22 protein-coding genes and 1 tRNA gene are annotated in these 24,530 nt (G+C 34.3%); 5 read left to right on the forward strand and 18 right to left on the reverse strand.

The window, feature by feature from the left end; all coding sequences use genetic code 11:
• Window positions 1-193 precede the first annotated feature (193 nt).
• A complete protein-coding gene (locus EOV51_RS11965) occupies window positions 194-1,915 on the forward strand; it encodes an IgGFc-binding protein (protein ID WP_128152761.1) in 1,722 nt (573 codons plus the stop codon).
• A gap of 41 nt (window positions 1,916-1,956) precedes the next feature.
• On the opposite strand, the gene EOV51_RS11970 is transcribed toward EOV51_RS11965, so the two are convergent.
• The 6 genes from EOV51_RS11970 to EOV51_RS11995 all read right to left on the reverse strand — a co-directional run bounded on the left by EOV51_RS11970 (window position 1,957) and on the right by EOV51_RS11995 (window position 8,900).
• Entirely contained in the window at window positions 1,957-2,481 is a 525-nt protein-coding gene (locus tag EOV51_RS11970) for a TlpA family protein disulfide reductase (protein ID WP_128152762.1), read from the reverse strand.
• A 12-nt stretch (window positions 2,482-2,493) separates the two neighbouring features.
• Window positions 2,494-3,099 carry a thioredoxin family protein gene (locus EOV51_RS11975; RefSeq protein ID WP_128152763.1) on the reverse strand — a complete coding sequence of 202 codons (606 nt, stop codon included), beginning with the start codon at window positions 3,097-3,099 and terminating at the stop codon, window positions 2,494-2,496.
• A gap of 82 nt (window positions 3,100-3,181) precedes the next feature.
• The gene (aroC, locus tag EOV51_RS11980) at window positions 3,182-4,243 is read right to left on the reverse strand and encodes a chorismate synthase (RefSeq protein WP_128152764.1); all 1,062 of its coding nucleotides are present in this window, start codon (window positions 4,241-4,243) and stop codon (window positions 3,182-3,184) included.
• Window positions 4,244-4,477: 234 nt separating this feature from the next.
• Complete coding sequence (locus tag EOV51_RS11985) at window positions 4,478-4,831, reverse strand: DUF4280 domain-containing protein (protein ID WP_128152765.1); 354 nt, start codon at window positions 4,829-4,831, stop codon at window positions 4,478-4,480.
• 23 nt (window positions 4,832-4,854) lie between these two features.
• Window positions 4,855-5,703 carry a hypothetical protein gene (locus tag EOV51_RS11990; protein ID WP_128152766.1) on the reverse strand — a complete coding sequence of 283 codons (849 nt, stop codon included), beginning with the start codon at window positions 5,701-5,703 and terminating at the stop codon, window positions 4,855-4,857.
• 2 nt (window positions 5,704-5,705) lie between these two features.
• Window positions 5,706-8,900, reverse strand: a complete 3,195-nt coding sequence (locus EOV51_RS11995) for a phage baseplate assembly protein V (RefSeq protein ID WP_128152767.1) — start codon at window positions 8,898-8,900, stop codon at window positions 5,706-5,708.
• A 551-nt stretch (window positions 8,901-9,451) separates the two neighbouring features.
• Between EOV51_RS11995 and gnd the strand changes: the two genes are divergently transcribed.
• From gnd to pgl, 3 genes are read left to right on the forward strand one after another with little or no spacing between them, the layout of a single operon-like run.
• A complete protein-coding gene (gnd, locus tag EOV51_RS12000) occupies window positions 9,452-10,348 on the forward strand; it encodes a phosphogluconate dehydrogenase (NAD(+)-dependent, decarboxylating) (RefSeq protein WP_128152768.1) in 897 nt (298 codons plus the stop codon).
• A 26-nt stretch (window positions 10,349-10,374) separates the two neighbouring features.
• The gene (zwf, locus tag EOV51_RS12005) at window positions 10,375-11,910 is read left to right on the forward strand and encodes a glucose-6-phosphate dehydrogenase (RefSeq protein ID WP_128152769.1); all 1,536 of its coding nucleotides are present in this window, start codon (window positions 10,375-10,377) and stop codon (window positions 11,908-11,910) included.
• The gene (gene pgl, locus EOV51_RS12010) at window positions 11,907-12,632 is read left to right on the forward strand and encodes a 6-phosphogluconolactonase (protein ID WP_128152770.1); all 726 of its coding nucleotides are present in this window, start codon (window positions 11,907-11,909) and stop codon (window positions 12,630-12,632) included. Before zwf ends, pgl begins: the two co-directional genes overlap by 4 nt.
• A gap of 208 nt (window positions 12,633-12,840) precedes the next feature.
• Here the strand turns inward: pgl and EOV51_RS12015 are convergent, their stop codons facing one another.
• The 12 genes from EOV51_RS12015 to EOV51_RS12070 all read right to left on the reverse strand — a co-directional run bounded on the left by EOV51_RS12015 (window position 12,841) and on the right by EOV51_RS12070 (window position 23,610).
• Complete coding sequence (locus EOV51_RS12015; protein WP_164875307.1) at window positions 12,841-13,404, reverse strand: DUF4468 domain-containing protein; 564 nt, start codon at window positions 13,402-13,404, stop codon at window positions 12,841-12,843.
• Between the two features lie 918 nt (window positions 13,405-14,322).
• On the reverse strand, window positions 14,323-14,820 hold the full coding sequence (locus EOV51_RS12020; RefSeq protein WP_228427627.1) for a cupin domain-containing protein: 498 nt from the start codon (window positions 14,818-14,820) through the stop codon (window positions 14,323-14,325).
• Window positions 14,821-14,829: 9 nt separating this feature from the next.
• Window positions 14,830-15,876, reverse strand: a complete 1,047-nt coding sequence (locus EOV51_RS12025) for an alpha/beta hydrolase (RefSeq protein ID WP_128152772.1) — start codon at window positions 15,874-15,876, stop codon at window positions 14,830-14,832.
• 12 nt (window positions 15,877-15,888) lie between these two features.
• Complete coding sequence (locus tag EOV51_RS12030; RefSeq protein ID WP_128152773.1) at window positions 15,889-16,653, reverse strand: carboxymuconolactone decarboxylase family protein; 765 nt, start codon at window positions 16,651-16,653, stop codon at window positions 15,889-15,891.
• Window positions 16,654-16,659: 6 nt separating this feature from the next.
• Entirely contained in the window at window positions 16,660-17,502 is an 843-nt protein-coding gene (locus EOV51_RS12035; RefSeq protein WP_128152774.1) for an aldo/keto reductase, read from the reverse strand.
• A gap of 24 nt (window positions 17,503-17,526) precedes the next feature.
• Window positions 17,527-17,988 carry a nuclear transport factor 2 family protein gene (locus EOV51_RS12040; protein ID WP_128152775.1) on the reverse strand — a complete coding sequence of 154 codons (462 nt, stop codon included), beginning with the start codon at window positions 17,986-17,988 and terminating at the stop codon, window positions 17,527-17,529.
• Window positions 17,985-19,088, reverse strand: coding sequence for an alpha/beta hydrolase (locus EOV51_RS12045; RefSeq protein WP_228427628.1), 1,104 nt, complete (start codon window positions 19,086-19,088; stop codon window positions 17,985-17,987). The genes EOV51_RS12040 and EOV51_RS12045 overlap by 4 nt, the downstream gene beginning before the upstream one ends.
• A 25-nt stretch (window positions 19,089-19,113) precedes the next feature.
• Window positions 19,114-20,244: an NAD(P)-dependent alcohol dehydrogenase gene (locus EOV51_RS12050; protein WP_128152777.1), complete on the reverse strand. Its 1,131-nt coding sequence runs from the start codon at window positions 20,242-20,244 to the stop codon at window positions 19,114-19,116.
• Window positions 20,245-20,265: 21 nt separating this feature from the next.
• Window positions 20,266-21,330 (reverse strand): alpha/beta hydrolase, encoded by a 1,065-nt coding sequence (locus tag EOV51_RS12055; RefSeq protein WP_128152778.1) that lies wholly within the window; start codon window positions 21,328-21,330, stop codon window positions 20,266-20,268.
• Between the two features lie 172 nt (window positions 21,331-21,502).
• Entirely contained in the window at window positions 21,503-22,255 is a 753-nt protein-coding gene (locus EOV51_RS12060) for a LytR/AlgR family response regulator transcription factor (protein WP_128152779.1), read from the reverse strand.
• 7 nt (window positions 22,256-22,262) lie between these two features.
• On the reverse strand, window positions 22,263-23,276 hold the full coding sequence (locus EOV51_RS12065) for a sensor histidine kinase (protein WP_128152780.1): 1,014 nt from the start codon (window positions 23,274-23,276) through the stop codon (window positions 22,263-22,265).
• Window positions 23,277-23,523: 247 nt separating this feature from the next.
• A tRNA-Ser gene (locus EOV51_RS12070) sits at window positions 23,524-23,610 on the reverse strand.
• Between the two features lie 167 nt (window positions 23,611-23,777).
• On the opposite strand from EOV51_RS12070, the gene EOV51_RS12075 reads away from it, so the two are divergent.
• Window positions 23,778-24,515: a hypothetical protein gene (locus EOV51_RS12075; RefSeq protein WP_128152781.1), complete on the forward strand. Its 738-nt coding sequence runs from the start codon at window positions 23,778-23,780 to the stop codon at window positions 24,513-24,515.
• Window positions 24,516-24,530: the final 15 nt, after the last annotated feature.

Raw genomic sequence — 24,530 nt, forward strand, 5'->3', positions numbered from 1 at the left:
TTATTCTTACCGAACAGTATATCTTATCGAATCTTTAATAATAAATTTTTACTATTTTTAATATTTGTAATTTAGGCTAAAGTTTCTGTTTTACACACTTATTTCTTAAAAAAGACAGATAAAGGCAATAAAAAAACAGCCTTTCAGGTTAAACCACAGAAATTAAGCTGTTTACTTACTATATATTATGATAATGAATGTTAAAGCTATACTCAAGAATTCGAAGATTAATTTTTATATTTTCTTACTCTCAGTCAATGTTCAAGCCCAAAATACAAACCGTTGTGATCTTATAAATGAAGAATTTGCCACTGTGTTTTCGGGATCAAACTCACTACGTGACGCAGGCGGGGTTGAAGAAATAATAATGAATGATAAATTACATATTCAGGGAGTTCCCGGTTCAAATATACTTATCGGCAGCAAAGAATATACTATTCCTGATTCCGGATATTTATTAGTTACTGAAAAGTTTCCGATAGCTACTCATGAATATTCAGATAAAATTGTAAAAATCAAATCTGATAACCCTAATACATTTATTCGGGTTGAAAGAAACAATCCCTACAGTAACAGCAGCTTTACGCTGATACCTAAATCGATGTGGGGGAAAGATTATTTAGTTCCCGGATATCCGGATCAATCGAAAAAATATAAAGTACAAAGTTTCATAGATATTTTTTCTATAAATAAAAAGAAAACACAGGTAACTATAAAAGATTCAAACGGTGCAATTGTTGAAAAAATTAGTTTAAAGGCAGGACAAAACTATGAATTTAACAGTATCGAGGATCTTACCGGTTATTCGGTAGAAGCATCAGATATCGTAGGAGTAATCAGTGGTAATCATTGTTTGCGAATATCTGCTGCCTGCGATCATACTGCATTAATGTTAAAAGATAATACGCATTTAGATAAAAAATTTTATAATCCCGGAAGTTCATTTTTTAGTTCTACTACTATCCATAGAATAGTCGCGTCAAAAAATCAAACAACTGTACAAATTGATAAATCACAAACTAAAACGCTAAATAAGGGAGAATTTTATCAGTATACTCATGAAAATCCACATACAATAGAATCTTCATCTCCGGTACTGGCTTATTCTATATTTGACAAAAGGGCTTTAGGTTCTCCGGAATATTCCCTGGATCCATCTATTTACTTCATTCCTTCTGAAAATCAAGCAGTTAATCTCGCACAGTTCTCTTTTCCAGAATATATGATTTATTCCAAAGATATAAAGGTTATAATGAGAAGTGACATGACAGATTATTTATTATTAGATAATACCCCCTTATCTGTAGATTGGAAAACGTTTAGTGCTGATACCTCTTTATCAACTGCTACCCTCGAACTATCCGATTTACACCTTCATACTTTATCTGTATCCAATAAAAAGGCATATTTTATACCTATTATGATGGCTCGTGGCTGGGACGTAAGCCTGGCAAGCTTAATTAAAGATGGATTTACTAATTTAAAATCAGGTGAAAACCCTCCTTGCCCGTTACTTATACATAATGGAATGAATGCTTGGGAACATAAAAATGCTGAAATTCAGGAAATACGACCTAAAGACATAATTTTGAATGATTTTCATCAACCCATCATTGTAGAAAAAGAGGAGATTGAACTTCTTGTATTTGATAATGCAGAAGAAGACGGAGACATCATATCCGTTTATTTGAATGATCAGCTGGTATATCCTGATGTTAATGTCTTAAAATCGGGTACTATTTTGAAATTTACACTGGAAAAAGGAAAAAATAACATCATTATTAAAGCGGAAAATGAAGGAAGAATATATCCTAATACAGCCGGGCTTACTTTTGATGACGGAACCACCCGGCAAACTATAATTCTTCATAATAGAAAGGGACAAAGCAAAAATCTAACTATTATCTCTAAGTGATTGTACATCCGTTAAAAAACTTACGGAGCAAAAAATTTAACTTAAAAGTTTAATTGTGCCCAATCTCTGGCGCCTTCAATTTTCTCTTTTACGTTTCCTTTTTCATCAATTAAAAAAGTAGTAGGAAAAGCTCTTGCAAGAAGTGCTGCATCTATAGGACTTACTGCCTCGTAGACAGGAAATGAATAGTTATTTTTTCTTAAATATTGTTCAACCAAAGCCCTGTCATCTTTCATATATATCAATACAAACTGTATTTCATTCTTTTTCTTCTCATAAAGCTTTTGTATTTCCGGCATTTCTTCCACACAGACAGGACACCAGGTACCCCAGTAATTTAAAAATATTTTTTTACCCTTAAATTCTTTAAAATTAACATCTTGAGCATTAACCCCTTTTAAATCAATCGAATATTGCTGATCCGAAAGTTTATCTATTGTTGAAAACTGACTTTGAGCATTGGTTGATTGCATTTTTTCCAATACTTTTCTTAAGGGAGAGAAAAGTAAAGCAATAACAATGATAATAAATAAAAAATTTACTATATAAATAGGTTTTATTTTCATAAAAGCAGTTTATTATACTCCTTGAATAAGATGCAAGATCTCATGAGATATGGTTTGTCCTTTATCAGTATTGTAAAAATTTTGTAAATCTTTGGCAAAATCATCATGTGTATAAGTTTCCGGCTGAGCTTTATACTTATCCAGAAAAGGTTGTAAAGGCTTGGGGCGCGGTCCCCAATGAGCAATTTCTTTAAAATCCTGATCTAATATAATAACGATAGGTATTGCTTTTCCTCCCCGGGTAAGGTATTTATTTATCAAACGTTCATCCTTGTCCCTGAAAAATATTTTTAATTCAATCTTATCAGAAGACTCTGCGAGCTTGTTTACTACAGGTACACTTTGTGCAGCATCGCCACACCAACCCTCAGAAATAACAAGTATATTTATTTTTTTGGAAATAGATTTTAATCCGGCCACTGTAGCCTCATCTAACTTAATAGTTTTATCATTTCTGTGAATTCTGCTTAAATTCAAATGAATATAGTCTGCAAGTTTTCTTTTTTCTTCGTCTTCAGAGTTTTTATCCTGCTCTTCCTGCTGAGTAATTAACTCTTTATATTCTTGATAAGTAACCGATTGATTCCAGAAATAGTGTAAATCTATAGTATTTTCCATTATTATTTTATTAGTTTATGTATCTTAATTTTATTTCATTGATTAGTAAACATTAAAAAACTTATAATTGTCTGATACAATCTTATAGCTTCCTAACTTTATTAAGTAATGAAAAGTCTGCAAGTATCATCGCAGCTAATGCTTCTACAATAGGCACGGCTCTGGGAACTACACAAGGATCATGCCTTCCTTTTCCATGAATAACTGTGGCTTTTCCGTGTTCGTCTATAGTAGACTGTTCTTTCATTATGGTAGCAACCGGTTTGAAGGCAACATTAAAAATTATATCCATACCGTTTGATATTCCTCCCTGAATTCCTCCTGAATTATTGGTTATCGTTTTGCCTCCTTCTATAAAAGCATCATTGAGTTCGGAACCTGTATGCTCAGTTCCGTTAAAACCACTTCCTATTTCAAAACCTTTTGCGGCATTAATGCTCATCATGGCATGGGCCAGGCGGGCTGATAATTTATCAAAAATAGGTTCACCAAAACCAACAGGCACATTTTTTATAACACAGGTTACTACTCCTCCTATGGTATCTCCATTCTTTTTTATTTCTGATATACGCTGAATCATTTTCTCAGCGGTATCGTTATCCGGACAGCGGACAATATTATTTTCTGCTTCTGACAAATCTAATTCATTGTATGGCTTTTCCAACTTAATGGTTCCCACAGAAGAAACATAAGCATTTATCTCAATATCTGCAATTAATTGCTTGCACAAAGCTCCTGCTGCTACCCAGTTGGCCGTTTCACGGGCTGAAGTTCTCCCTCCTCCCCGATGATCTCTGATTCCATATTTTTGAAAGTACGTATAATCAGCATGTGAAGGCCTGAAAACCTGAGTGTTATGTTCGTAATCCTTAGATTTTTGATTGGTATTTTTTATTAAAAAACCAATGGATTGACCGGTTGTTTTTCCTTCAAAAATACCGGAAAAAAATTCCACTACATCATCTTCTTTCCTTTGAGTAACAATTTTAGACTGACCCGGACGTCTTCTGTCCAGTTCTTTTTGTATACATTCAAAATTTACAGTCAACCCTGCCGGAAATCCATCAATAATTCCACCAATAGCGGGTCCATGACTCTCTCCAAATGTCGTAAGTTTTATTATTTTTCCTAGCTCATTAAACATAAAGACAAATATAAGGAAAAATTAAATCGTAGCACCAAGTGTTTTTCTTAGCTTTTCAACAAAATTTATCTGACAAACTTTTAGGATCAACTCAGATAAAAGCTATTCAATACTAATTTTATAACTCATATATAGTATAACGGCTAAGTACTGGTATATAAAATTTTTTAGTGTCTGAAAGGTCTGATACAATCGTAAAACTCCCCGTAGCAATATCTTCTAAAGCAATAAAAATTAGTCAGCCTCATGATTCTCTATATGTCCTTTGTCTGTTACTTTGATAATTCCCCCTGTAGCACAGGGGCAAACAGAAGTGTCTAATAAAACTTTATATCCGTTCAGCTCGTCTTTCGTTGTAGTTTGCTGCCAGGATATCGGAGCTGCTTTACAAGGAAGAAATCCTCCGGGTACAGGTTTTAATTTACATAAACCGAAAGGCTTTATATGAGTCTGGGATTCTTTATCTTGTTCTGTAGCTATGGCCTTATTTTCAATAAAGAAAAAATTCTGGCTGGTTACATGTAATTCCGTCTCAATAGTTCCCTGGTTACATTGTAACAAAGCTTTTTCTGTTATTTTTTGCGCCATTATTTATTTTTTTAAATCAGGTTTTAATTATCCAATAAAAACCGAGAGGTAAATCCATTCGTGTCTTTTTTATCATTTTTTGCAATAGAAATATTGTGCTTACGGGCATAGTCTTCAAATTGTTTTTGCTCAAACTCTTCCCATTCTTCCCGGGTATAATCTTTCCCTTCATAGGTTTTATAAACCCCGGAAGCCTCTTTATCTTCAGCCCCGTCTATTTTTACTTTTCCGGTTTCTCCATCCATTACATAATTTAAGGGTAAAAAAGCCGGAGGCTCACCGAATTCAGGAAAGTTTTTTGGGTCAGTATTAGGAATTCCTTTCACGATAGAAATTATCCAATACTTCTCTTTATTTTGTTCTCCAAAATATAGATTAAAAACGGCATTTCCATCTTCATCTATTCGTCCTTCTCCGGTTTTTAGGTTAATATAGCCCTTTTCCTGTAAAAATTCCAACACCTGCTGGGGTTTGATTTTCCCGAATTTCTGGTCTTCATTTACCTCTTTGATTAAATTTCCTTTTTCATCGTAGTATTGGGAAATTCCTACTTTTACATTTTCTCCTATATAGGTTTCTTTTAACTTTAAATTTCCATTGGCATAATATTCTTTATATATAGTTAAAAAGGAAGGGGAAGGTAGTCGTTCATATTGAAATCCTTTTTTATCCTTAATAAATCCTATAGAAAATATTGTATTGCCATTAGGTAAAGTAAATTCATCAGATCCTTTATTAGTTTTTTCATATATATTAAAATCAAATTTTTCTATCATTGTAACATTTTTTGTATTGGGTTTACTTTCTTTTTGTTCCTGTCCCCGGCATCCGGTTAGCATAAATATAATAAGTAGAAATGTTATTTTTTTCATATTTAACGTATTTTAGAATTAAGAATTTTCCATTGCCATAAAAATAAGCAAAATCTATCTATACCTATATGGTGACTATAATCCAATAAGTTATTAGTTTTATAGACTTCATAGGTATAATGGGCAGAAGCAGATCTGCCGTCAAAGGTATGAGGAAGATTCATGGCGTGCATGGTTTCATGAGCAACCGTAGCCTTATTGTGCGATGCAAAATAAACTCCGAACTGAGAGTTGAAATACGAAAAACCGTTCCAATTTGCCTCTTCGCCTATAAAATACATGCGATAATAAGAATCATATTTAGTTCCAAACTGGTCTTTCAGTTTCTTTTCCAGATAATCCTTTAACCCCGCCTGTTTGGTTATTTTATAACCGCGGGTCTTTCCGTCTGCTAAAAGTTCGTAAGTACAAAACTTCTTTTTAAACTCATTACCTAATAAACTTCCAGTACAATCTAAGTCCTCTTCTACAATACTGGGAATAACCAAAGCCTGATTAAAATTCTGCTTAAAAAAATCTTTGCTTCCAGATTTAATAGCTCCTTTTTTAATTGATTTATTTGCATCAGTCCATACCTTTACAAAAACCACATCAATTTTCTTTTGGTAAGCGGCTGTATTGGGGTGTAATTTCAGTGCTCCACATATTTCTCCGTCTGCTTTTACGTATAGTATTTGTTCTTTAGGAGATTCTTTTTTACAAGTTATTTTAAAATAATTGAACTTATCGTATTTCCCTTTTCTTATATCTCCTATTTCTTTTAGGTTTAAGGTAAAATACTCAGATCCTTTTTTATCTTTAAATTCAAAGGTCAGTTTTTTGGGCTTTTCTTCTATTTGTATTTTCAAATTAAATAAGGCCGATCTTCCCTGCAAAAGAGTTAACACAGGAACAGGGTATAAATAAGGTTCTTTTTTTCTGTTTTTTCCTTTTCCCGTCCATTTGTCTTTCCATGAAATATTCAGGCTTGTATAACTTCGTAAAAGTTTATTATACATTTTCATGTCTTTTATAAAGTTGGAGTTCCAGCTGTTGGTATTTTTAAATACAGTAACATTATCCGCTTCATAATATTTACCCATAATATTTCCGAACCAGTTATCCCCTTTCTGTCCGCTATCTCCGGCCCTCAACCAGTCAAAACCGAAATCAGGATTGTCTTTATATTTATCATGTGGTCTAAACATTACCACACATTTAGCCTTTATTTCTTCACGCTGGGGTTCATAGGCATTACTTATATTACTCAAAGAATTTTTAGTTTCTCCTTTCATTTCAGCTACACCCTGAGAGTTTAACGTAGCTAACTCATCGGAATGTAAAAATAGTTTCTGTCCTCCTTGTACAAAGGTTTCCGGGCTTTCAATTTTTATTTCATTTGCAGAGGATAGTAAGGCTTTTCCTGCCTGGGTATGGTAATAATTACTCACCAGCTGCTGCATAAACGGAGTGTTGATGAACATCTTTTGCATAATATCCAGCGTAGCCCGGTTTCCTACCGTAAAATGCAAGTCATTTCCTACCTGCATTTTCATATTATCTCCAGCTGTTATTTCTATATCTTTGGGTGCATTTACTTTAATATTTCCCTCTCCATCCATGAACATTTTATTTCCGCTGGGATCTTCTATCATTATAGAGCCCTGACCTTCGGCATCGTTAAATACAATCTTGGCTCCGCTTCTCGTTTGTATCACTTTTATATCGTTTCCTTGGGTATAATAAGCGGCAATCTCCCCTCCGTTATAGGCGGTTCCTAATACAACGGGACACTCCGCATTACCTCCCTGAAACGCACATAACACGGTTTCTCCTATCTCCGGATTCATATAGGTACCCTTGCCTGTTCCGGCATGGGGCTGTATCACCTGTATCCAGGGAGATTGCTGATTGTTCGGTTTCTGCCAGACAAACTGTACCCGTACCCTACCCATCTTTAACGGATCCTGATTATCCGTTACCGTGGCATGTTGCAACTCGGCTTTAGGGAAGCAGGCAGCATTGTAGTAAGGTGGGACACTTAAATCTTTAGGTACACCGGTAAAACTGTTGATATAGCCCCCGCCATCCGAAAATTCATGAATTATCTCCAGAATCCGGTACGATTCTATCGGAGTTACCCCTGTTTTAAAAACTTTGTGACCCGGCATCCAAGCATTCATCTTTGCGATGTCGCCCACCCGTAAGTGAGGGTTATTGCTCGTAGCTTCTACATACACCAGGTTTTGTTTATGCTGCCTTTCCCTAAGTACCTGATGCTCTATTTCCTGCTGGTGTTGATGCATAAGACTCCCCAGATAATGTCCGGTGGGAGAAACCGTAAACAAACCTTCGCTGGTATTGGAGGCTGAACGCTGGAATGGATTTTCCGAACTTTGTACTCTTAAGTGAGAAGAGTCTATCGTATAAGATGAATTTTGTTGGGGATCGTAACCTGTATAACTGAATTTTTGAGGCAGGGTTTTGAGCTGAACATCGTAGTCGTAAACATCTTCTCCTTCCAATACTTCCACTATGCGGCTCCCCCAGCTACTGAAGTGGTATTGTTCTCCTGAATAATAAAAATATTCTCCAAACCTTTCCGACAGATGGCATAAAAACTCAAAATCGCTCTGATTATACTGTACGATATAGCTTAAGCTTTCTTTAAAATAAGGGTTTACTTTAAAGCGAATTAAATCCTGAGGATACCCTCGGGTGACTTCTTGTATTATCTCTTCAAAGGTTTTGTCTTCAAAACTACGGCAATGAAGGCCATTTTCCATAAGCACTGAGGGGGATGTTCCCTGAAGTATCACATGGCGGATTCCCTTATTTTTCCTGCTGGAAATGCTAGAAATAACACCCGTCCATACAGATGCCGTTTTCCCGAACTGTCGAAATTCAAAAGTTATGTGACTCCCTAAATACTCACGCGAATTCTCTAAAAGATATCCGTCCGATTCTCCGAAATCATCCGGATCCGCTATAAGGGTAAATTCATGTTCCCCCTTGATTCGTTCCACTAACCTTAGTTCTATATGCGTGTGAGTAAAAAATGGTTGGCTCTTAATATGAACTCTTATATGAACCAGATGCGAATCTCCATAACGATTGTCTTTACTGCCTCCGTAACGGGCGTAATATTTTTTTTCTTCTTCTTCCGGTAAAAGGCGAAACGGAAGACCGGCAAAATCTTCGGGATCATACGTTATCATGAAATCAGTTTATTAACATTTATAAAAAATCAAATTATTTAAATACCAAAAATAAAAATTATTTTCAAGATAATAATTAAAATAAAATTAGATTTTTATTAAAAATTAAATCAATGTTATACAAATTAAACAAAATAATAAGGATATTACTTTATTAAAAAGTATAATTATATTTGATAAGAAATATGCTTTTGTTGACTATCGGTAAGCAATATTTCACGGTGAAATACACATGGGCTCGTTCCTAATTATTTGTATTTAAAAAGAAATAAAATCAACCGCCAAACCGTCCTTACAATTAATGCCATTTTGACATTATTTCTACTTCGTATTTTTAAATATTTATTTTCAGAAAAATAGTAATGGAATATTCAACACTATCTTATTCATTTATAGCTTCTTTATTTACATAATAGCATAGGTTTATAACAATTCTAATATGAACATAGAAATCATCTATATATTTTAAGATATGAGGCATGGTTATTGGTGAATTTTAATGAGAAACAATGGTTACTAATACCATTAAACTAAAATTATAATTTATAAATATGAAAATTGGATTTGTAGGATTAGGAAAAATGGGCGGTAAAATGGTAGAACGCCTTTTAGATCATGGACATGAAGTTGTAGTTTATAATTTAACAGCTAAGGAAGTGGAAGAAGCTGCTGCAAAAGGCGCAATTCCTGCTTCCGACCTACAAGATCTGGTTGGAAAGCTTGAAGGAAGAAAGCTTATCTGGCTTATGGTTCCCGCAGGTAAGCCTGTGGATGAAAATATTGCGGAATTAACAAAACTACTGGGTAAAGGAGATATTATCGTAGATGGTGGAAACAGCTATTGGAGAGAAACTGTAGAACGTGGGAAAAAAGTTAAGGAATCCGGAATACACTATCTGGACTGTGGTACCAGTGGGGGTGTTTGGGGACTTCAAAACGGTTATTGTCTTATGTATGGAGGAGATAAGGATGCTTGCGATTTTGCTGAACCTATATTTAAAAGTCTTGCCCCCGAGAATGGCTATTTACGATGCGGTGAAAGCGGTTCCGGGCACATGGTAAAAATGGTTCATAACGGTATTGAATACGGAATGATGCAGGCCTATGCCGAAGGATTTGAAATTATGAAAAATTCTCCTTACGATGTAGATTTGGAAAAAATATCTAAAGTATGGATGCAGGGTTCGGTGGTTCGTTCCTGGTTATTAGAACTGATTGGAAATGCCTTAGACGGTAACGAAAATCTGGAGGGTATCAAAGATTATGTTGCTGATAGTGGAGAAGGTAGATGGACCGTACAGACAGCTATGGACTTTGATGTTCCTGCGCATGTAATTACAGCTTCTTTATTTACCCGTTTCGAATCCAGACAGGAATCATCATTTGCCATGAAATTATTGGCTGCTATGAGAAACCAGTTTGGTGGACATGAAGTAAAAAAAGATTAAAATTTAGTATAAATTACTATTTATAAATGTCTCAAAAAAATATTAAAAACCAAATATTAGTGATTTTTGGAGCCTCCGGAGATCTTACATACAGAAAACTAATTCCTGCTTTGTTTGATCTTTATAAGCAAAAATCACTACCTGAAAAATTTGCTATTTTAGGGGTTGCCAGAAGTGCATTTACGGATGAATCGTTCCGTGAAAAAATGAAAGATGGAATTATTCAGTTTGCCAATGGAAAACAGGATCCAGAAGAAGATATTTCATCTTTTTTAAATAAACTGCATTATCTTTCTATCAATACTGATCAGGAAGAAGAATATGTAAAACTGAAAGAGAGGCTTGAAAGTCTCGACAAAACGGAATTTACTGAAGGAAACTACATCTTTTATTTATCTACTCCCCCTACCCTATACCCGCTGATACCTAAATTTTTAGCAAATCAGGGGTTAAATAAAGAAGAGGAATTTTTCCGAAGAATAATCATTGAAAAACCTTTTGGTACGGATTATAAATCAGCTGTTGATTTAAATGAACTATTAAAGGAAGATTACAGAGAAGATCAAATCTATAGAATTGATCATTATCTGGGTAAGGAAACGGTTCAGAATTTGTTGGTTACGCGTTTTGCCAATGGTATCTATGAACCGCTCTGGAATCGAAATTATATTCATCATGTAGAAATTACCGCTGCCGAAAGTTTAGGTATCGAAAACAGAGGAAGTTATTACGATCATTCCGGAGCTTTACGGGATATGGTTCAAAACCATTTAATGCAATTATTGGCTCTGGTGGCTATGGAGCCTCCGATGTCCATTGAATCTGAAGCCGTCAGAAACGAAAAATTAAAGGTTTTTCAGGCTTTACGTCCCTTAAAGGATGATGATTTGTTTAAAAATGTGATTCGGGGTCAATACACGTCTGCTAATATCAAGGGACAATATGTTAAAGGATACAGGGAAGAAAAAGATGTAGCTCCCGATTCCCGAACAGAAACCTATATTGCCATGAAACTATTTATAGACAATTGGCGATGGGCAGATGTACCTTTTTATTTAAGAACCGGAAAAAGATTACCCACCCGGGCATCTGAAATAGTCATTCATTTTCGTCCGGCTCCGCAAAGGTTATTCCCTGAAATTGCAGATTCCAGTAGTGACAGTAATCAGCTGATTCTACGAATTCAACCCGATGAAGGAATACTTTTGAAAACCCGAATGAAAGTTCCCGGAAACGGATATCAGGTTAAAAATGTAAATATTAATTTTCATTATTCGGATTTACAAAATACGTATGTTCCCGATGCTTATGAAAGACTGCTTCTGGATTGTATGACAGGTGATTCTACCCTATATATAAGAGGAGATGCTGTGGAAGCTACCTGGAAATACGTGCAACCGATTTTGGATTTCTGGGATAAAACTCCGGATGCTCCGCTATACGGCTATCCTGCAGGTTCCTGGGGGCCTGTACAAGCTGATGACCTAATTGAAGCTTGTGGATACGGATGGAGATATCCTTGTAAAAATTTATCCGATGATGGTATATATTGTGAATTATGATAAAAGAAAATATAAACGTTTATAAAGATACACAAGATCTGAGTGAAGGATTCACTCTGTTTTTACTCAAATTACTGGAGGTTTATCCGCATGTAAATATTTCATTGTCCGGGGGCTCTACTCCTAAAGTCTTGTTTGACTATTGGGCTGAGCATTGTAAAGAAAGAATTGACTGGAATAAAATTTCTTTTTTCTGGGGAGACGAACGCTGTGTTTCTCCCGATGATGAAATGAGTAATTTTAAAATGACTAAAGAACATTTATTTGATCAATTACCCCAAATTAAAGATAATTCAATTTTCAGAATTAAAGGAGAATCTAATCCTGATGATGAAGCCGTAAGATACAGTAAAATTCTTGCTACAGAATTATTAACCAAAAATTCTATTCCTAGTTTTGAGCTGGTCGTACTCGGAATGGGAGATGATGGTCATACAGCATCAATTTTTCCCAATCAGATCCAGCTTTGGAATGAAAAGTCCAGTTGCGTAGTTGCTTCACACCCAGAAACCGGAAAGCAAAGAATCAGCCTTACAGGAACCGTTATTAATAAAGCACAACATGTTGCTTTTCTTGTAACAGGTGAGAATAAAGCAGAAAAAATAAAAGAAATGATCGAAAACAGATCGGTTGCTAAATCTAAATATCCCGCAGCTCTAGTTAATCCGGAACAAGGATACTTATATTGGTTTCTGGATGAAAAAGCTGCTTCGCTACTATAGAAATGATATCAATATAAAAAAAAGAGATAGCTTAAACTATCTCTTTTTTTATATCTCTTATTTATCTATTTATCAATGAAGCTTATGATGCTGTATGATTTTTTTGCAGAAAGGATGGAATTTAAAACACAATTGATATTTAACAACTTACGCATTAGTGTATCAAATAGGTAACAAAACCTTTCAGTATTTATATTAATTTTATGCCCTACCAGTCTGCATACTCTTTTTTTACGCCTCCCTCACCTTTTATAGTTTGCGCCAAAGATTCTACCGATTCTTGCATTTTTTCTACTAAAGCGTTAAAAGCTTCTTCTTGTGCCTTCTTGGTCATAGCAGGTGCTCGCTTGTCTGTAATAGGTAAGTAATTTGCGATTGCATACTCATATTTATCATCTAAATAAGATGAACTATTAGGTATGATAGTCGTTGCAGTACAAATTATACGGGCTCTACCGTCTTTAATATCTATCCTAAGTATGTGATACGCATTTGTTTTCCAAGTTCCAAGAAGAAATGTAGTCATATTTAAATACAACCCCTTGCCTATGACTAAACCACCTTCCTTATCATCTGTTTGAATTACAGAATTTGCACTACCATATGAACGCGTAAAATAAGATTTTACACGTTTATAAATTTCATCTTTGGTCTCCCCTATATTCTCAATAGTTTTAGTAACTACAATATTACCATCTTCTACTTCATATTTACTCTGAGATATACCTAGACTGGAAGTTAATAGGACTAATAATAAAATAAATTTTCTCATATTTTTATTGATAAGATTACTCAACATTATTTTTTATGTACAATAATTCTTACTACATCATCTATACTTACAAAAAGAGACATCCACAACCAATTAAACAAGCCAATAATAAGTATTATTCCTATATATAAATACTGCATTGGATCTTCATATATAACTCCAGCAACAATAAAAATAATTGCTCCTATAAAATGGAGTATTACTAATAAGGCTGAAATAGAATTACACCACCCGGCTAATTTCCCCGATTTTTTTACCTTAATTTTAATAGTTTATCAGATAAACAAATATAGGATAAAATATTTTATTTAATTGACATACTAAATAAAACTCCGATACATCATATAAAGATTAAACATCTTTCATATTTACCAAAATGGTTCAAATTTAGGATCTGGATTATTAGACCAACAAATAATATGATATTTATCTTCTTTATGTTCTATTATTTCTTTAATTAAAGTACCGTTACAATTATCTAATAGATAAACCTTCCGCCATTCAATAAAAGCTTTTTCATTGATTTTTTAGATTTGAAAGCCATTTATATATTCCTGATATATACTGTCGCCGGTAACATTAGGCTAGTTATTCTTTCGCACTCATAAAAGTTAGGTGAAGTCGTAAACTCACTTAATCTCATGGTCTAAGCTTAAACAAAAAGTAGATAATTCGTATAGGAAGAAGATTCGTTATTATTTAACTTTAAAGATATCAAATTATCATTTTCTTCATTTTTATCATTTCTCCTTACGTGTATTATTTATCAAACTTTCGTAATCATACTAATTTCTGAATTCTCTATTTGCTCTCTATACTTGTATCTATTTCTTTGTTTTAGTTGGGAGATAAATTGAATCATAACTCATTCAAAACAATAGTCTTGTATTCCTGAAATTTTCATAATTATAAATAGGATTATTTTCTGTAACTATTATATTCTTTTTCTGTAACCGGATCTAGCCAAACAACAGAACCCTTATGGGCTTGGGTTGTGATCGCAATATGTGTAAAATCACTATCAGGGCTTGCACCATGCCAATGCACTACATTAGGCAATATCTCAACTACATCTCCTTTGTGAAGTAATCTTATGGGTTGACCTTTTTCCTGATAGTATCCTTCGCCATCTGTACATAACAATATCTGACCTCCTGGATGAGAGTGCCAATTGTTGCGAACTCCTGGTTCAAAAACGACATTACCGATGGTCAGATCAAAATTATCTTTATCTTTCATCAACATTTGTAACCAAGCCTCGCCACTGAAGTAATCATTATTAATTATCTCTCCTTTAGGAAATATTTGATTTTTGGTTTCATTACTATTTACTGTCATAGCTTCTTTTTTGTCTGATGTATTGCAACATCCTGTAATTAATACAGTCAAACCTATGAGGAATATTGATTTATACATGGTAAAAAATTATTTTATGTTATTATTATAAAAATTTACAAGCTTGGCTACTATTTGATCTACATACTCAGGTTTCCAATAAGTTTGAATATGGGTAGCTCCATCAACAACAAAAAGGTCTTTGTTTTTAGCATTTGTTGCTTTAGCAAATGCTTCGTCAGTCATGTATTTTGTGTCAGCTTCACTTCCTGCAATTATCAGTAAAGGTTGTTCTATCAAGTCCATATTAGCTGTAGCATCCCATGTCATTAAATCTAACAAGCTGCTCATTGTATACAGAAAAGTGGAATTGGGATGTGCATGTGTCCTGTAATAATATTCGTATCCTTCACGATAGAGGCCTTTAGGTGTTTTTGCAATTTCCTCGTCAGTTACACTAGCTACTCCGGCATAAATGATTTCACCGTTTGCTTGTTTAGCTCTAGCTTCCGATGCTTTTTTCAGGCGTTCTTGTATGGTGCTTAGTTGTGAGTTTTGGAAACCATTACGTCTCACTTCTCCCGAATTAAACATACTTAGAGTGGCAACAGCCTTGAATCGTTTGTCCGATTGCACAGCTTTTAAGGTGTAACCACCACCACCACAAATACCTAAAGCACCTAAACGATGGGTATCGATACCCGGATATTGAGAAATATAATCTGCCATACCACGAATATCTTCAGTACGGTATGCCGGATTATCTGTATGACGAGGTTCGCCCCCACTTGCTCCTTGATAAGCCGCATCGGCAGCAATAGTAATATAACCGGCTTCAGCTAAACGCTGTGCATACAAGCCCGCTGTTTGCTCCTTAATACCTCCATTAGGATGAGCTACGACTACTGCCGGATATTCTTTCGAACTATTATAATTTGCAGGTGTATATACATTTGCCGCAATATCAATTCCATTTAATTTATAAGTTACTGGATGAATATTTACTTTTCCTGAAATATTTTCTGTTATTGCATCTCCATATACCAAACCCAAAGGATTGTTGGAATTGCTTTGTGCTGAAGATATAATACTTGTTGCCATAAGCGTTGCTATTAAAATTGATTTTATTTTTTTCATGACTGTTTATTATTAATTATTTAATTGCAGGTCTCTATTTTTTAGAACCTCTGTGAGTATAGACTTAGCTATATCACCATTTTTTGGATCTACGTTGTTGCTTATTATTTGAGTCATTTGGTAAAGTTGGTCAGGAGTAATACCTACATTAAGAGCAAGATTGATGTGTGAGCTTAACATTGGCTCAACTCCATCCAAACTCATCAATATGGAGACGGTAACCATTTCTCGTTGAGCATAAGTCAATACATCTCGTTCAAAAATATCTGCAAAAAGATGCTCTTTCAGAAAAGTATCTATTTCGGGACTAAATGCTCCATAACCATTAGTAGGACGACCTTCTGGAGCAGCTACTCCTGAAAGTTCTGCCAAAATCTCTTTTCCTCTTTCGTATTTCGGACGAACGTCTATAATTGGCGAGGCTTCTTTTCCAAAACTGTCTATACTCCCATTTGCTTTTCGTTTTTCAAGAACCGACATAAGGGTTTGTAAACCTCTAATCGAACGAGGAAAACCACAATAAGCATAAGCTTGTACTATCATTTCTTTTATTTCATTCACAGTCAAGCCGGCATCGAGTCCTGCACTTAATTCAATCTTTAACTTGTTCAGCTCGCCTCTTGCCACAAATGCAGCAATAGTTACTGTTTTTTCTTGTTGTAGATCTAAATTTTTTGTTCTCATATTGTTACTAATTCCGTTTTGAGCTTTAGCTTCGTTATATCCGCAGGTAAAGCAAATAATTGTAATTAGAATAATTAGTCCATTTTTTCTCATGGTTAATTATTTATGTAATGAGCATAACCTCTTAACCATCTCAGGATCGTGGTGATCAAAAAACAAACTCGCTCCTGTATCTAATGTGGAAATCTTTTGCATATCTATACTGCTCAATTCGAAATCAAATACATTGAAGTTCTCAATCATTCGTTCTTTGCGAACCGACTTGGGAATAACGACGACATTTCTTTGAATTAGCCAACGAAGAACTATTTGTGCTACCGATTTATTATATTTCCCCCCCATAGATACCAACAACTCATTCGTAAACATATTGTTTTTACCTTCAGCAAAAGGTCCCCAAGATTCAATCTGTATATTGTATTTTTTCATCACTTGCTGATTGTTTATTTGCTGATTGAATACATGGGTTTCTATCTGATTAATGGCAGGAGTAATATCGTTGTTAATGCTCAGATCGACCAATCTGTCTGCTTGAAAATTACAAACCCCAATAGCTCGTATTCGCCCTTCTTTGTACAATTCTTCCATAGCCCTCCATGCTCCGTAAACATCGCCAAAGGGTTGGTGTATGAGGTAAAGATCTAGGTAGTCTAATTGTAATTTTTTGAGTGATGTATCAAAAGCTTTTTTTGCTTTTTCATATCCTGCATATTGAATCCAAAGTTTGGTTGTTATGAACAATTCGCTGCGATCAATTGCACTATTCTTAATAGCCCTGCCAACAGCTTCTTCGTTGTTGTAGGCTGTAGCTGTGTCAATAGAACGATAGCCTACTTCTATTGCATCTAATACACTTTTCTCTGTTTCCTCAGGTTTTATTTGATATACGCCAAACCCTAAGATTGGCATTTCTACACCGTTATTTAATATTACTGTTTTCATTATTTTATGTTTTATCTATATTAATTATTCAAGAGTTCGGGTAAATGATAGCGACCCCAATTTCCATTCGTCGTCTATTTTTATATATACTTCTGTTACCATAAAAGGATTGATAACCTCATTGCCTTCAACTATTGCCGTGAGCCTAATTTTATCTAAGACTATAGCCATATTGTTTATGAAACGAACAGATATATCTTGAATTTCGGTATGTTTGTACTGAATGCCTCCGCTTTTAATTGTATTGATTTCTTGTTCTTTATTCATCGTTGCACCCATATGTACAAATACCGCTTTTTCGTGAAACAAGTTTTTCAATAAATCTATATTACGATCGGCCATCCATTGCCAATTTTGTTTTGAAAGTGCAATTAATTCAGAATTATTATCTATATTATTTTCCTTTTCTTGCGAATATGCATTCGTAATATTTACACAGCATAAACAGATTAATATGCAATAAAATTTAAGGGGTAAGTTTTTCATTTTATAAGTTCTTTTTCATTTAACCATTGTTCGAGTAAATTAGCTATTTCAATATTATTCAAGTCTGAAAAAGGGAAGTGTGTATTTCCATGTATTCCTATTTCAGGAAGATGAACAACAGTGACATCTCCGCCATATTTATTAACTGTATCTCTCCATTTTCTAGCCATTTCGAGACGTACTCGCCAACCATCAATACCCGGGTTTTCAACTCTCTCAGTCGGAATATAATCTCCGTAGTATATTACAATAGGAATTTTGGTGAGCTTCATAAATTCATCCATAGTTATACTATTAGCAGATAATGCTCCTGCTGAACTAGGAATAGCAGAAGGTACTTCACCCTCAGGAAAAGGAAAACCGCTTCCCGGCTCATAAGATGCTATTGCTTTTACATGATTATTTTTGATCGCTGTCTGCCATCCGAACCCACCAGCATGAGAATGTGTAACCAATATGCCATCACCTATTTTATTGAAGAGAGCTGAAGTAGCATCTACAATAACGTCTGTATCAAAAGATCCGATATTAGGTGTCATTTGACGAAAGTATTGGTTTAATGTTTCAGGATCTTTTGCAAACTGAACTCCTTCAAAATATTCAGGCCAAACACCTACCCGGAACGTACTGAACCATTCCATTTCATCCGGAGTTGCGTTCACTTTTGCATCTACCGTACTACGTCCTGCGTTTCCTCTTCTAGGCTGATCTATAAGATAAGTGCTAAATGATTTGCGTAAAAAAATGTTCTGAAATCCTTCTCTTCCATCAGGAGTTGTCTCCCATGTTTTTGAAAACTGACCGATACCATGCCAAAATACTAAAGGAAGTTTTTTAGAATTTGCAGGTATTTGGTAAAATACATAGGCATGATCTCCGTGTAAAGTTTGTCCCTCAGGTGTTCGAGTAATAGGATTAAACGTTCCTGCGTTTTGTATAACAGAGCCTCCTACGGCAAAACTTCCCTGGTCTTCAATCGTCATTGGCTTTTGTTTGTTTTGAGCATTTACCAATAGAGGTAAAAGCATACTCAATAGTACTAACAGAACTATGTAATTGTATTTATGTATTCTTTTTATATTTGAGTCCATATTATTCATTACTTCATTTCATTTTAGATTAAAATTATTTCAATGTTTTCATGTCAATAACGTAGCGGAATTTTACTTTTCCATCTATTACATTTTTGTAAGCATCAGTGACTGATTTTACGTCAGCATTTATAATTTCTACTTCGGGATAAATGTTATTTGCTACTGAATAATCGAGCATTTTTTGAGTTTCAGGGATGCCACCAATCAACGATCCATATATTTTTTTGTGCGGATTGAAAACAAAAGACCCTGCCGGTATCATTGGCATATTTTCACTTGCGGGTAATCCAACAATAGCCATTTCTCCTCCTATCTTGAGCATTTTAACATACATTACAGGGTCGTATTTAGCAGGTATTGTGCTTATGATAAAGCTATACTTATTGTTTTGACCTTCAAGTTCTTCGGGCTTGTTTATGTTAACATATTCTACTGCTCCAAACTTTTTTGCATCAGCTCTCTTTTCCTCTGTAATATCAAAGATGGTAACATTAGCACCCAAGGCAACCAAATATTGTACTGCCATATGCCCTAATCCTCCAAATCCTGCAACAGCTACACTATCTCCTTTTTTTACGTTCGAGAAATGAATCGGAGAATAAGTAGTAACACCTGCACATAATAGAGGTGCTACTTTTTTCATATCTGCATTTTCGGGAATTTTTATCGCATAATTTTCTGATACTACATAATTGTTGGCATAACCACCTTGTGTTATTTCATTGTTGTGAAAATAGTCATGAGAGGCATAAGTCCCAACCATCCCTTTTTCGCACAGATTTTCTAACCCATTTTTGCAATTATCGCATACTCCACAAGAGTTGATAATACAACCTATACCAGCATAATCTCCGACCTTAAACTTGGTAACATTTTTACCTACTCGTGCTACACGACCTGCAATTTCGTGCCCTCCTACAAACGGGTACGAGATATTTCCCCATTCGCTTTTTCCCATATGAATATCGCTGTGGCAAATGCCTGAATACATAATGTCGATGAGAATATCATTGTCTCCAATCGCATGTCTGCTAAACTCATAAGGCTGAAAATCTCCATCTTTTGCATAAAGAGCCAAACCTTTTGATGGCACTCTGTTTTCTTGAGAAAAAGTAATTATAGACATGGTTAATAGTATGAATAAGCTAAATATCTGTTTCATAATTTCTTTATTATTAATTTGTTACTTGTAATCCAATTTCTTTTTTTTCAACCAACTTGATATGTGATTTGCTATTTCTACATTATTCAGATCTGACATAATAAAGTGTGTATTTCCTTTTATCCCTATTTTAGGCAAATGAATAACAGTAACATCGCCACCATGAGCATTTACTACTTTAGCCCATTCACGAGCAGTAGCCAATACATCTCTCCAAAAATTTTGAGAATAAGCAAGAGCTTCTCCTTCAGGAATATAATCACCGTAATAAACAATAATTGGAATTTTGGTCAGTTTCATAAATTCATCCATAGGAATGCCTTTCCCCCCACGATTACCCTCAAGGGCTTCTCCTTCAGGAAAACTAAATCCACCGGGTTCGATAGCTATAATTGCTTTTACATGGTTGTTTTTGATAGCTGTTTTCCATCCCGGAGAACCTCCTGCGGAGTGTGTGAAAAGGATAGCATCGCCCGATTTATCAAATACTGCCGACATGGCATCTACGATAGTTTCCTCATCTATTTTTCCGGTATTGGGGGTCATCATTCTGAAAAACTGATCTAAAGATTTTTTGTCTTTGGGAAATTGTACACCTTCATTAAAATTGGGATATAAGCCGATGCGAAACTGGGTAAACCATATTTGATCGTCAGGAGTTATAGAAACCTGAACTGGCTTTGTGGCTTGACCGGCCTCACCTCGTCCGGGTTGATCTACAAGATATGTACTATATCTATTTCTCAAAAAGATATTTACAAAACCTTCTCGTCCATCAGCAGTAGTTTGCCAACTACGACGGGATTGTCCATATCCGTGAAGAAAAACCATTGAATTACGTTTTGCATCAATAGGGATTTGATAAAAAACATCGGCATGATCACCGTGTCTTGTTTGTCCTCCTTGTGTTTCATACCAAGGCTTTAAAGGATCGAATATACCCTCGCTGGTAACAACTGTTCCTCCTGCCGAAAAGGAACCCTGTTTTGCGATAACTAAAGGTTTGTCTCCTCCGTTTGTTTGTTTTTGAGAATAGGCTGATAAAACAAAGAAAAAGCTAAATGTTAAAATTATAATCTGTTTCATACTCTGTTCAGTTAAATATTGATTTAATACAAAGATGAGATAAATACACATTATTTATATGGGTGAACCGATTAACACGAAAAATTGAATGATAAAGACGAATAAATATAAAAAATCCTCTCATACTCAAATGACAGGATTTTATTTTAGGGAAAAATCGATTTTTTATAGATTACTCATTTACCATCCATGTTTTAAATTCAGCAGCCTTATTTTTGCTGACATAAATACGTTCAGGTATATCTGTATTAAGGCTAACTAATAGACGATTGTCAAACCAGATTGTAATATTTTCGACACTACTACGTGCTATAATAAATTGTTTATTTGCTCGATAGAAATCTGCCGGATTTAATTTCATATAAATCTGTTCCAGTGTTTTAGAAATAGGGTACGACTGCCCATCCTTCAATGTTACCTGAGTATTTTTATCAGTTGTATAGAAAAAAGAAACATCACTCAGACTTATCGGAAGCAATTTATCTTTGATTGGAACTAGTATTTTGCTATTGTATTGCGGCTTAGAGGCTAATTGTGGCAATCGGGATAAATAATCGAGGAAGTCTTTTTGTGTCCACTTCTTGAACTTGTTCAATGCTCGTTCTAAATCCTCGGGTTTTATAGGTTTTAGCAGGTAGTCAATGCTGTTTTGCTTAAAGGCATCAATAGCATATTCGTTATAAGCCGTAGTAAAGATTATAGGGGTGTCTACTTTTAGGTATTCAAATATCAAAAAAGAGTCACCATCAGAAAGGTGGATATCCATTAGTATAAGATCGGGTTCTGGATTGTTTTGTAACCATTTTACCGTTTGGCTTACACTTTCGGTATTGCCCATAACTTCTATGCTTGAATCTATATCCTTCAATATGGCTTCAAGGGTTTCGAAGGCAGCGGTTTCGTCTTCTACTATCAGTACTTTCATGAGCAAATTATTTTAAAGGTAAATATACATAAAACATACTTCCGTTGTTTTCGGTTCTTATTTTCTTATTCATCAGTAAAGAAAAACGATTTTCGAGATTTTTCAAGCCTGTTCCATTGGTGTCAGATTTGATTAATTTAGGGTATATTGTGTTTGAAACGACTAATTCTTTTTTGTCATTTATATATATTGATACATGCATTTTATGATCGCTATCTATCATATTATGGACAACGATATTATCTAAAAGAGGCATAATAGACAAAACAGGTATCTTATAAAATAGAGCTTCTCCGTCCACATCTATCCTATATTCCAATTTGTTAGCAAAGCGTACTTCCATCATATAGCGGAAAGCATCTACAAATTCCAACTCTTCGCCAAAGGTTACTAAGCCTTTCTTATCGCTCTGAAGTATGTATCTGAAAACATCAGATAGTTTATTTACATAAGTAAGGGTTATTTTATCATCTTTTTTTCGAATAAGTGAGGTTAAACCATTCAAAGAATTGAAGAAAAAGTGTGGGTTTATTTGATTTGTCAAAGCATCATAACGGCTTTGCAAATTCTCAATTTTGAGTAATTCTATTTCTTTCTCTTTAGTTCGCTGCTCTTGGTATAATTGATAAATATATCCTATGGATGTGGCTAATATACATATAATGAAGAATTGGAATAAGATTAAACTTCCAAAATGTCTTACTTTTAAATAAAGGATAAAAGAGATTAAACCATAAATAGCAAAGGTTATGAAGCAAATAAGTGCATTGTATAAAAAGCGTTTTTTAAACGAGGATATTTTTATTTTGAATAGATTTAGCTTAATCAAAAAAAATACTATTGCAACATAATAGCTATAGCGAAATATGAAAAATGCTACATACTTAAAGTGTTCGCTTTGAGGTAAATTACTTAATTCATAAGGAATCCAAGTTATTTCGGGATATAAGACTAACAAAGCACAAACTAGGCTTGTTAACAATAACTTATAAGGGGTGTATATTTTAGCTAAATCTTGCATGATTCAATTTGTAAAATTAATCTTACGAAAATAACTATTATCGTTCTAAGTTAACAGAAGTTCTAACTAAAACGAAAAAATAGGAGTAAACGCGAAAAAATATTTTGTATCTAGATTATTTTAATAAAAAGATACTATTAAAAAGAGATATCATAACTCTTTCACAATATGACATACGTGGAAAATAGAAAAGTGTATTGAAACCCTCTTAGAAACAAAGAAACCCGCTTTTAAGCGGGTTTATCAGCAGAGAGGATGGGATTCGAACCCACGATACGGTCACCCGTATACTACCTTTCCAGGGTAGCCTCTTCAACCACTCGAGCACCTCTCTGAATTAGGTTGACAAATGTAGAATTTTTTTTCCAAACAGCAAAAACTATTCTTTAATTTTCTATAACAATCTCGCACTACTTGAAAAAACGGAAAATATTACCGATTTATAAAAAGGTATGATTGTTGACATTCACAGAAAGTTTAAAATGAAAATATAATGTAATTATGAAAAAAAAACTAGTTATTATCTTAGGAACCCTTACTTTAGGTTTTTTTCAGGCTCAGGAAGTTAATGAAATAACTTATCTTCTTAATAAAAATTCTGTAGATGCGTTTCACTTTACCCAAAGTACTTGTAATAAAAATATTATTAATGACGCATGGAAAAACTTCATTAAAGAAAATAAAGGTAAAATCGGTGGTGATTTAACGGCAAAGATTTCCGGTACCCACCTTCAATTTAATTCTGAAAATTTATGGGACGCAGGTATATTTTATACCATTGAAAAGAATAACCCTAATATAGAGGTATACATGTACTTTAAAAATGCTGAGGGTAATTTTTTGAGCACTTCTAATTCTCCTCAGGATATAGAAATAGTTAAAAGCAAATTACAAAAATTCAGTAATACGGTTAATCTGAATTGTACAACCTCTGATTTGAAAGCTTCCTTATCTGTTAAGGATAATCTTACTAAAGAGTTAAATAACAATAATGCTAAAATTAAAAATTTAACTAAAGAAAATGCTAAAATCCAAAATGATCTGAAAAAAGATTATACTGCTTCTGATATTACAAAAAAAGATTTTAATAAAATACAGAAACAAAAAAATAAACAATCATCCAACGAATTACAAATTCAAAACCTGCAAAACAGGAATATTGAAATTGAACAGGAGCTAAATACCAAGTCTCAGGATATCACAGATATTCAAAATAAATTAAAGGACATTAGAAATTAGAATATTCAGCCTGAC

It is taken from the genome of Apibacter raozihei (genome assembly GCF_004014855.1).
GTDB classification, from domain to species: Bacteria; Bacteroidota; Bacteroidia; order Flavobacteriales; family Weeksellaceae; genus Apibacter; species Apibacter raozihei.

Coding starts and splice junctions, on each gene's coding strand:
- aroC (WP_128152764.1), bottom strand. CDS start 4,243: ATGTTTAATGAGCTAGGAAAAATAATAAAACTTACGACATTTGGAGAG.
- EOV51_RS12060 (WP_128152779.1), bottom strand. CDS start 22,255: ATGAAAGTACTGATAGTAGAAGACGAAACCGCTGCCTTCGAAACCCTT.
- gnd (WP_128152768.1), top strand. CDS start 9,452: ATGAAAATTGGATTTGTAGGATTAGGAAAAATGGGCGGTAAAATGGTA.
- EOV51_RS11990 (WP_128152766.1), bottom strand. CDS start 5,703: ATGAAAAAAATAACATTTCTACTTATTATATTTATGCTAACCGGATGC.
- EOV51_RS12065 (WP_128152780.1), bottom strand. CDS start 23,276: ATGCAAGATTTAGCTAAAATATACACCCCTTATAAGTTATTGTTAACA.
- EOV51_RS12020 (WP_228427627.1), bottom strand. CDS start 14,820: ATGTATAAATCAATATTCCTCATAGGTTTGACTGTATTAATTACAGGA.
- EOV51_RS11965 (WP_128152761.1), top strand. CDS start 194: ATGAATGTTAAAGCTATACTCAAGAATTCGAAGATTAATTTTTATATT.
- EOV51_RS11995 (WP_128152767.1), bottom strand. CDS start 8,900: ATGATAACGTATGATCCCGAAGATTTTGCCGGTCTTCCGTTTCGCCTT.
- pgl (WP_128152770.1), top strand. CDS start 11,907: ATGATAAAAGAAAATATAAACGTTTATAAAGATACACAAGATCTGAGT.
- EOV51_RS12030 (WP_128152773.1), bottom strand. CDS start 16,653: ATGAGAAAAAATGGACTAATTATTCTAATTACAATTATTTGCTTTACC.
- zwf (WP_128152769.1), top strand. CDS start 10,375: ATGTCTCAAAAAAATATTAAAAACCAAATATTAGTGATTTTTGGAGCC.
- EOV51_RS12035 (WP_128152774.1), bottom strand. CDS start 17,502: ATGAAAACAGTAATATTAAATAACGGTGTAGAAATGCCAATCTTAGGG.
- EOV51_RS12015 (WP_164875307.1), bottom strand. CDS start 13,404: ATGAGAAAATTTATTTTATTATTAGTCCTATTAACTTCCAGTCTAGGT.
- EOV51_RS12075 (WP_128152781.1), top strand. CDS start 23,778: ATGAAAAAAAAACTAGTTATTATCTTAGGAACCCTTACTTTAGGTTTT.
- EOV51_RS12045 (WP_228427628.1), bottom strand. CDS start 19,088: ATGAATAATATGGACTCAAATATAAAAAGAATACATAAATACAATTAC.
- EOV51_RS11975 (WP_128152763.1), bottom strand. CDS start 3,099: ATGGAAAATACTATAGATTTACACTATTTCTGGAATCAATCGGTTACT.
- EOV51_RS11985 (WP_128152765.1), bottom strand. CDS start 4,831: ATGGCGCAAAAAATAACAGAAAAAGCTTTGTTACAATGTAACCAGGGA.
- EOV51_RS12040 (WP_128152775.1), bottom strand. CDS start 17,988: ATGAAAAACTTACCCCTTAAATTTTATTGCATATTAATCTGTTTATGC.
- EOV51_RS12025 (WP_128152772.1), bottom strand. CDS start 15,876: ATGAAAAAAATAAAATCAATTTTAATAGCAACGCTTATGGCAACAAGT.
- EOV51_RS12050 (WP_128152777.1), bottom strand. CDS start 20,244: ATGAAACAGATATTTAGCTTATTCATACTATTAACCATGTCTATAATT.
- EOV51_RS12055 (WP_128152778.1), bottom strand. CDS start 21,330: ATGAAACAGATTATAATTTTAACATTTAGCTTTTTCTTTGTTTTATCA.
- EOV51_RS11970 (WP_128152762.1), bottom strand. CDS start 2,481: ATGAAAATAAAACCTATTTATATAGTAAATTTTTTATTTATTATCATT.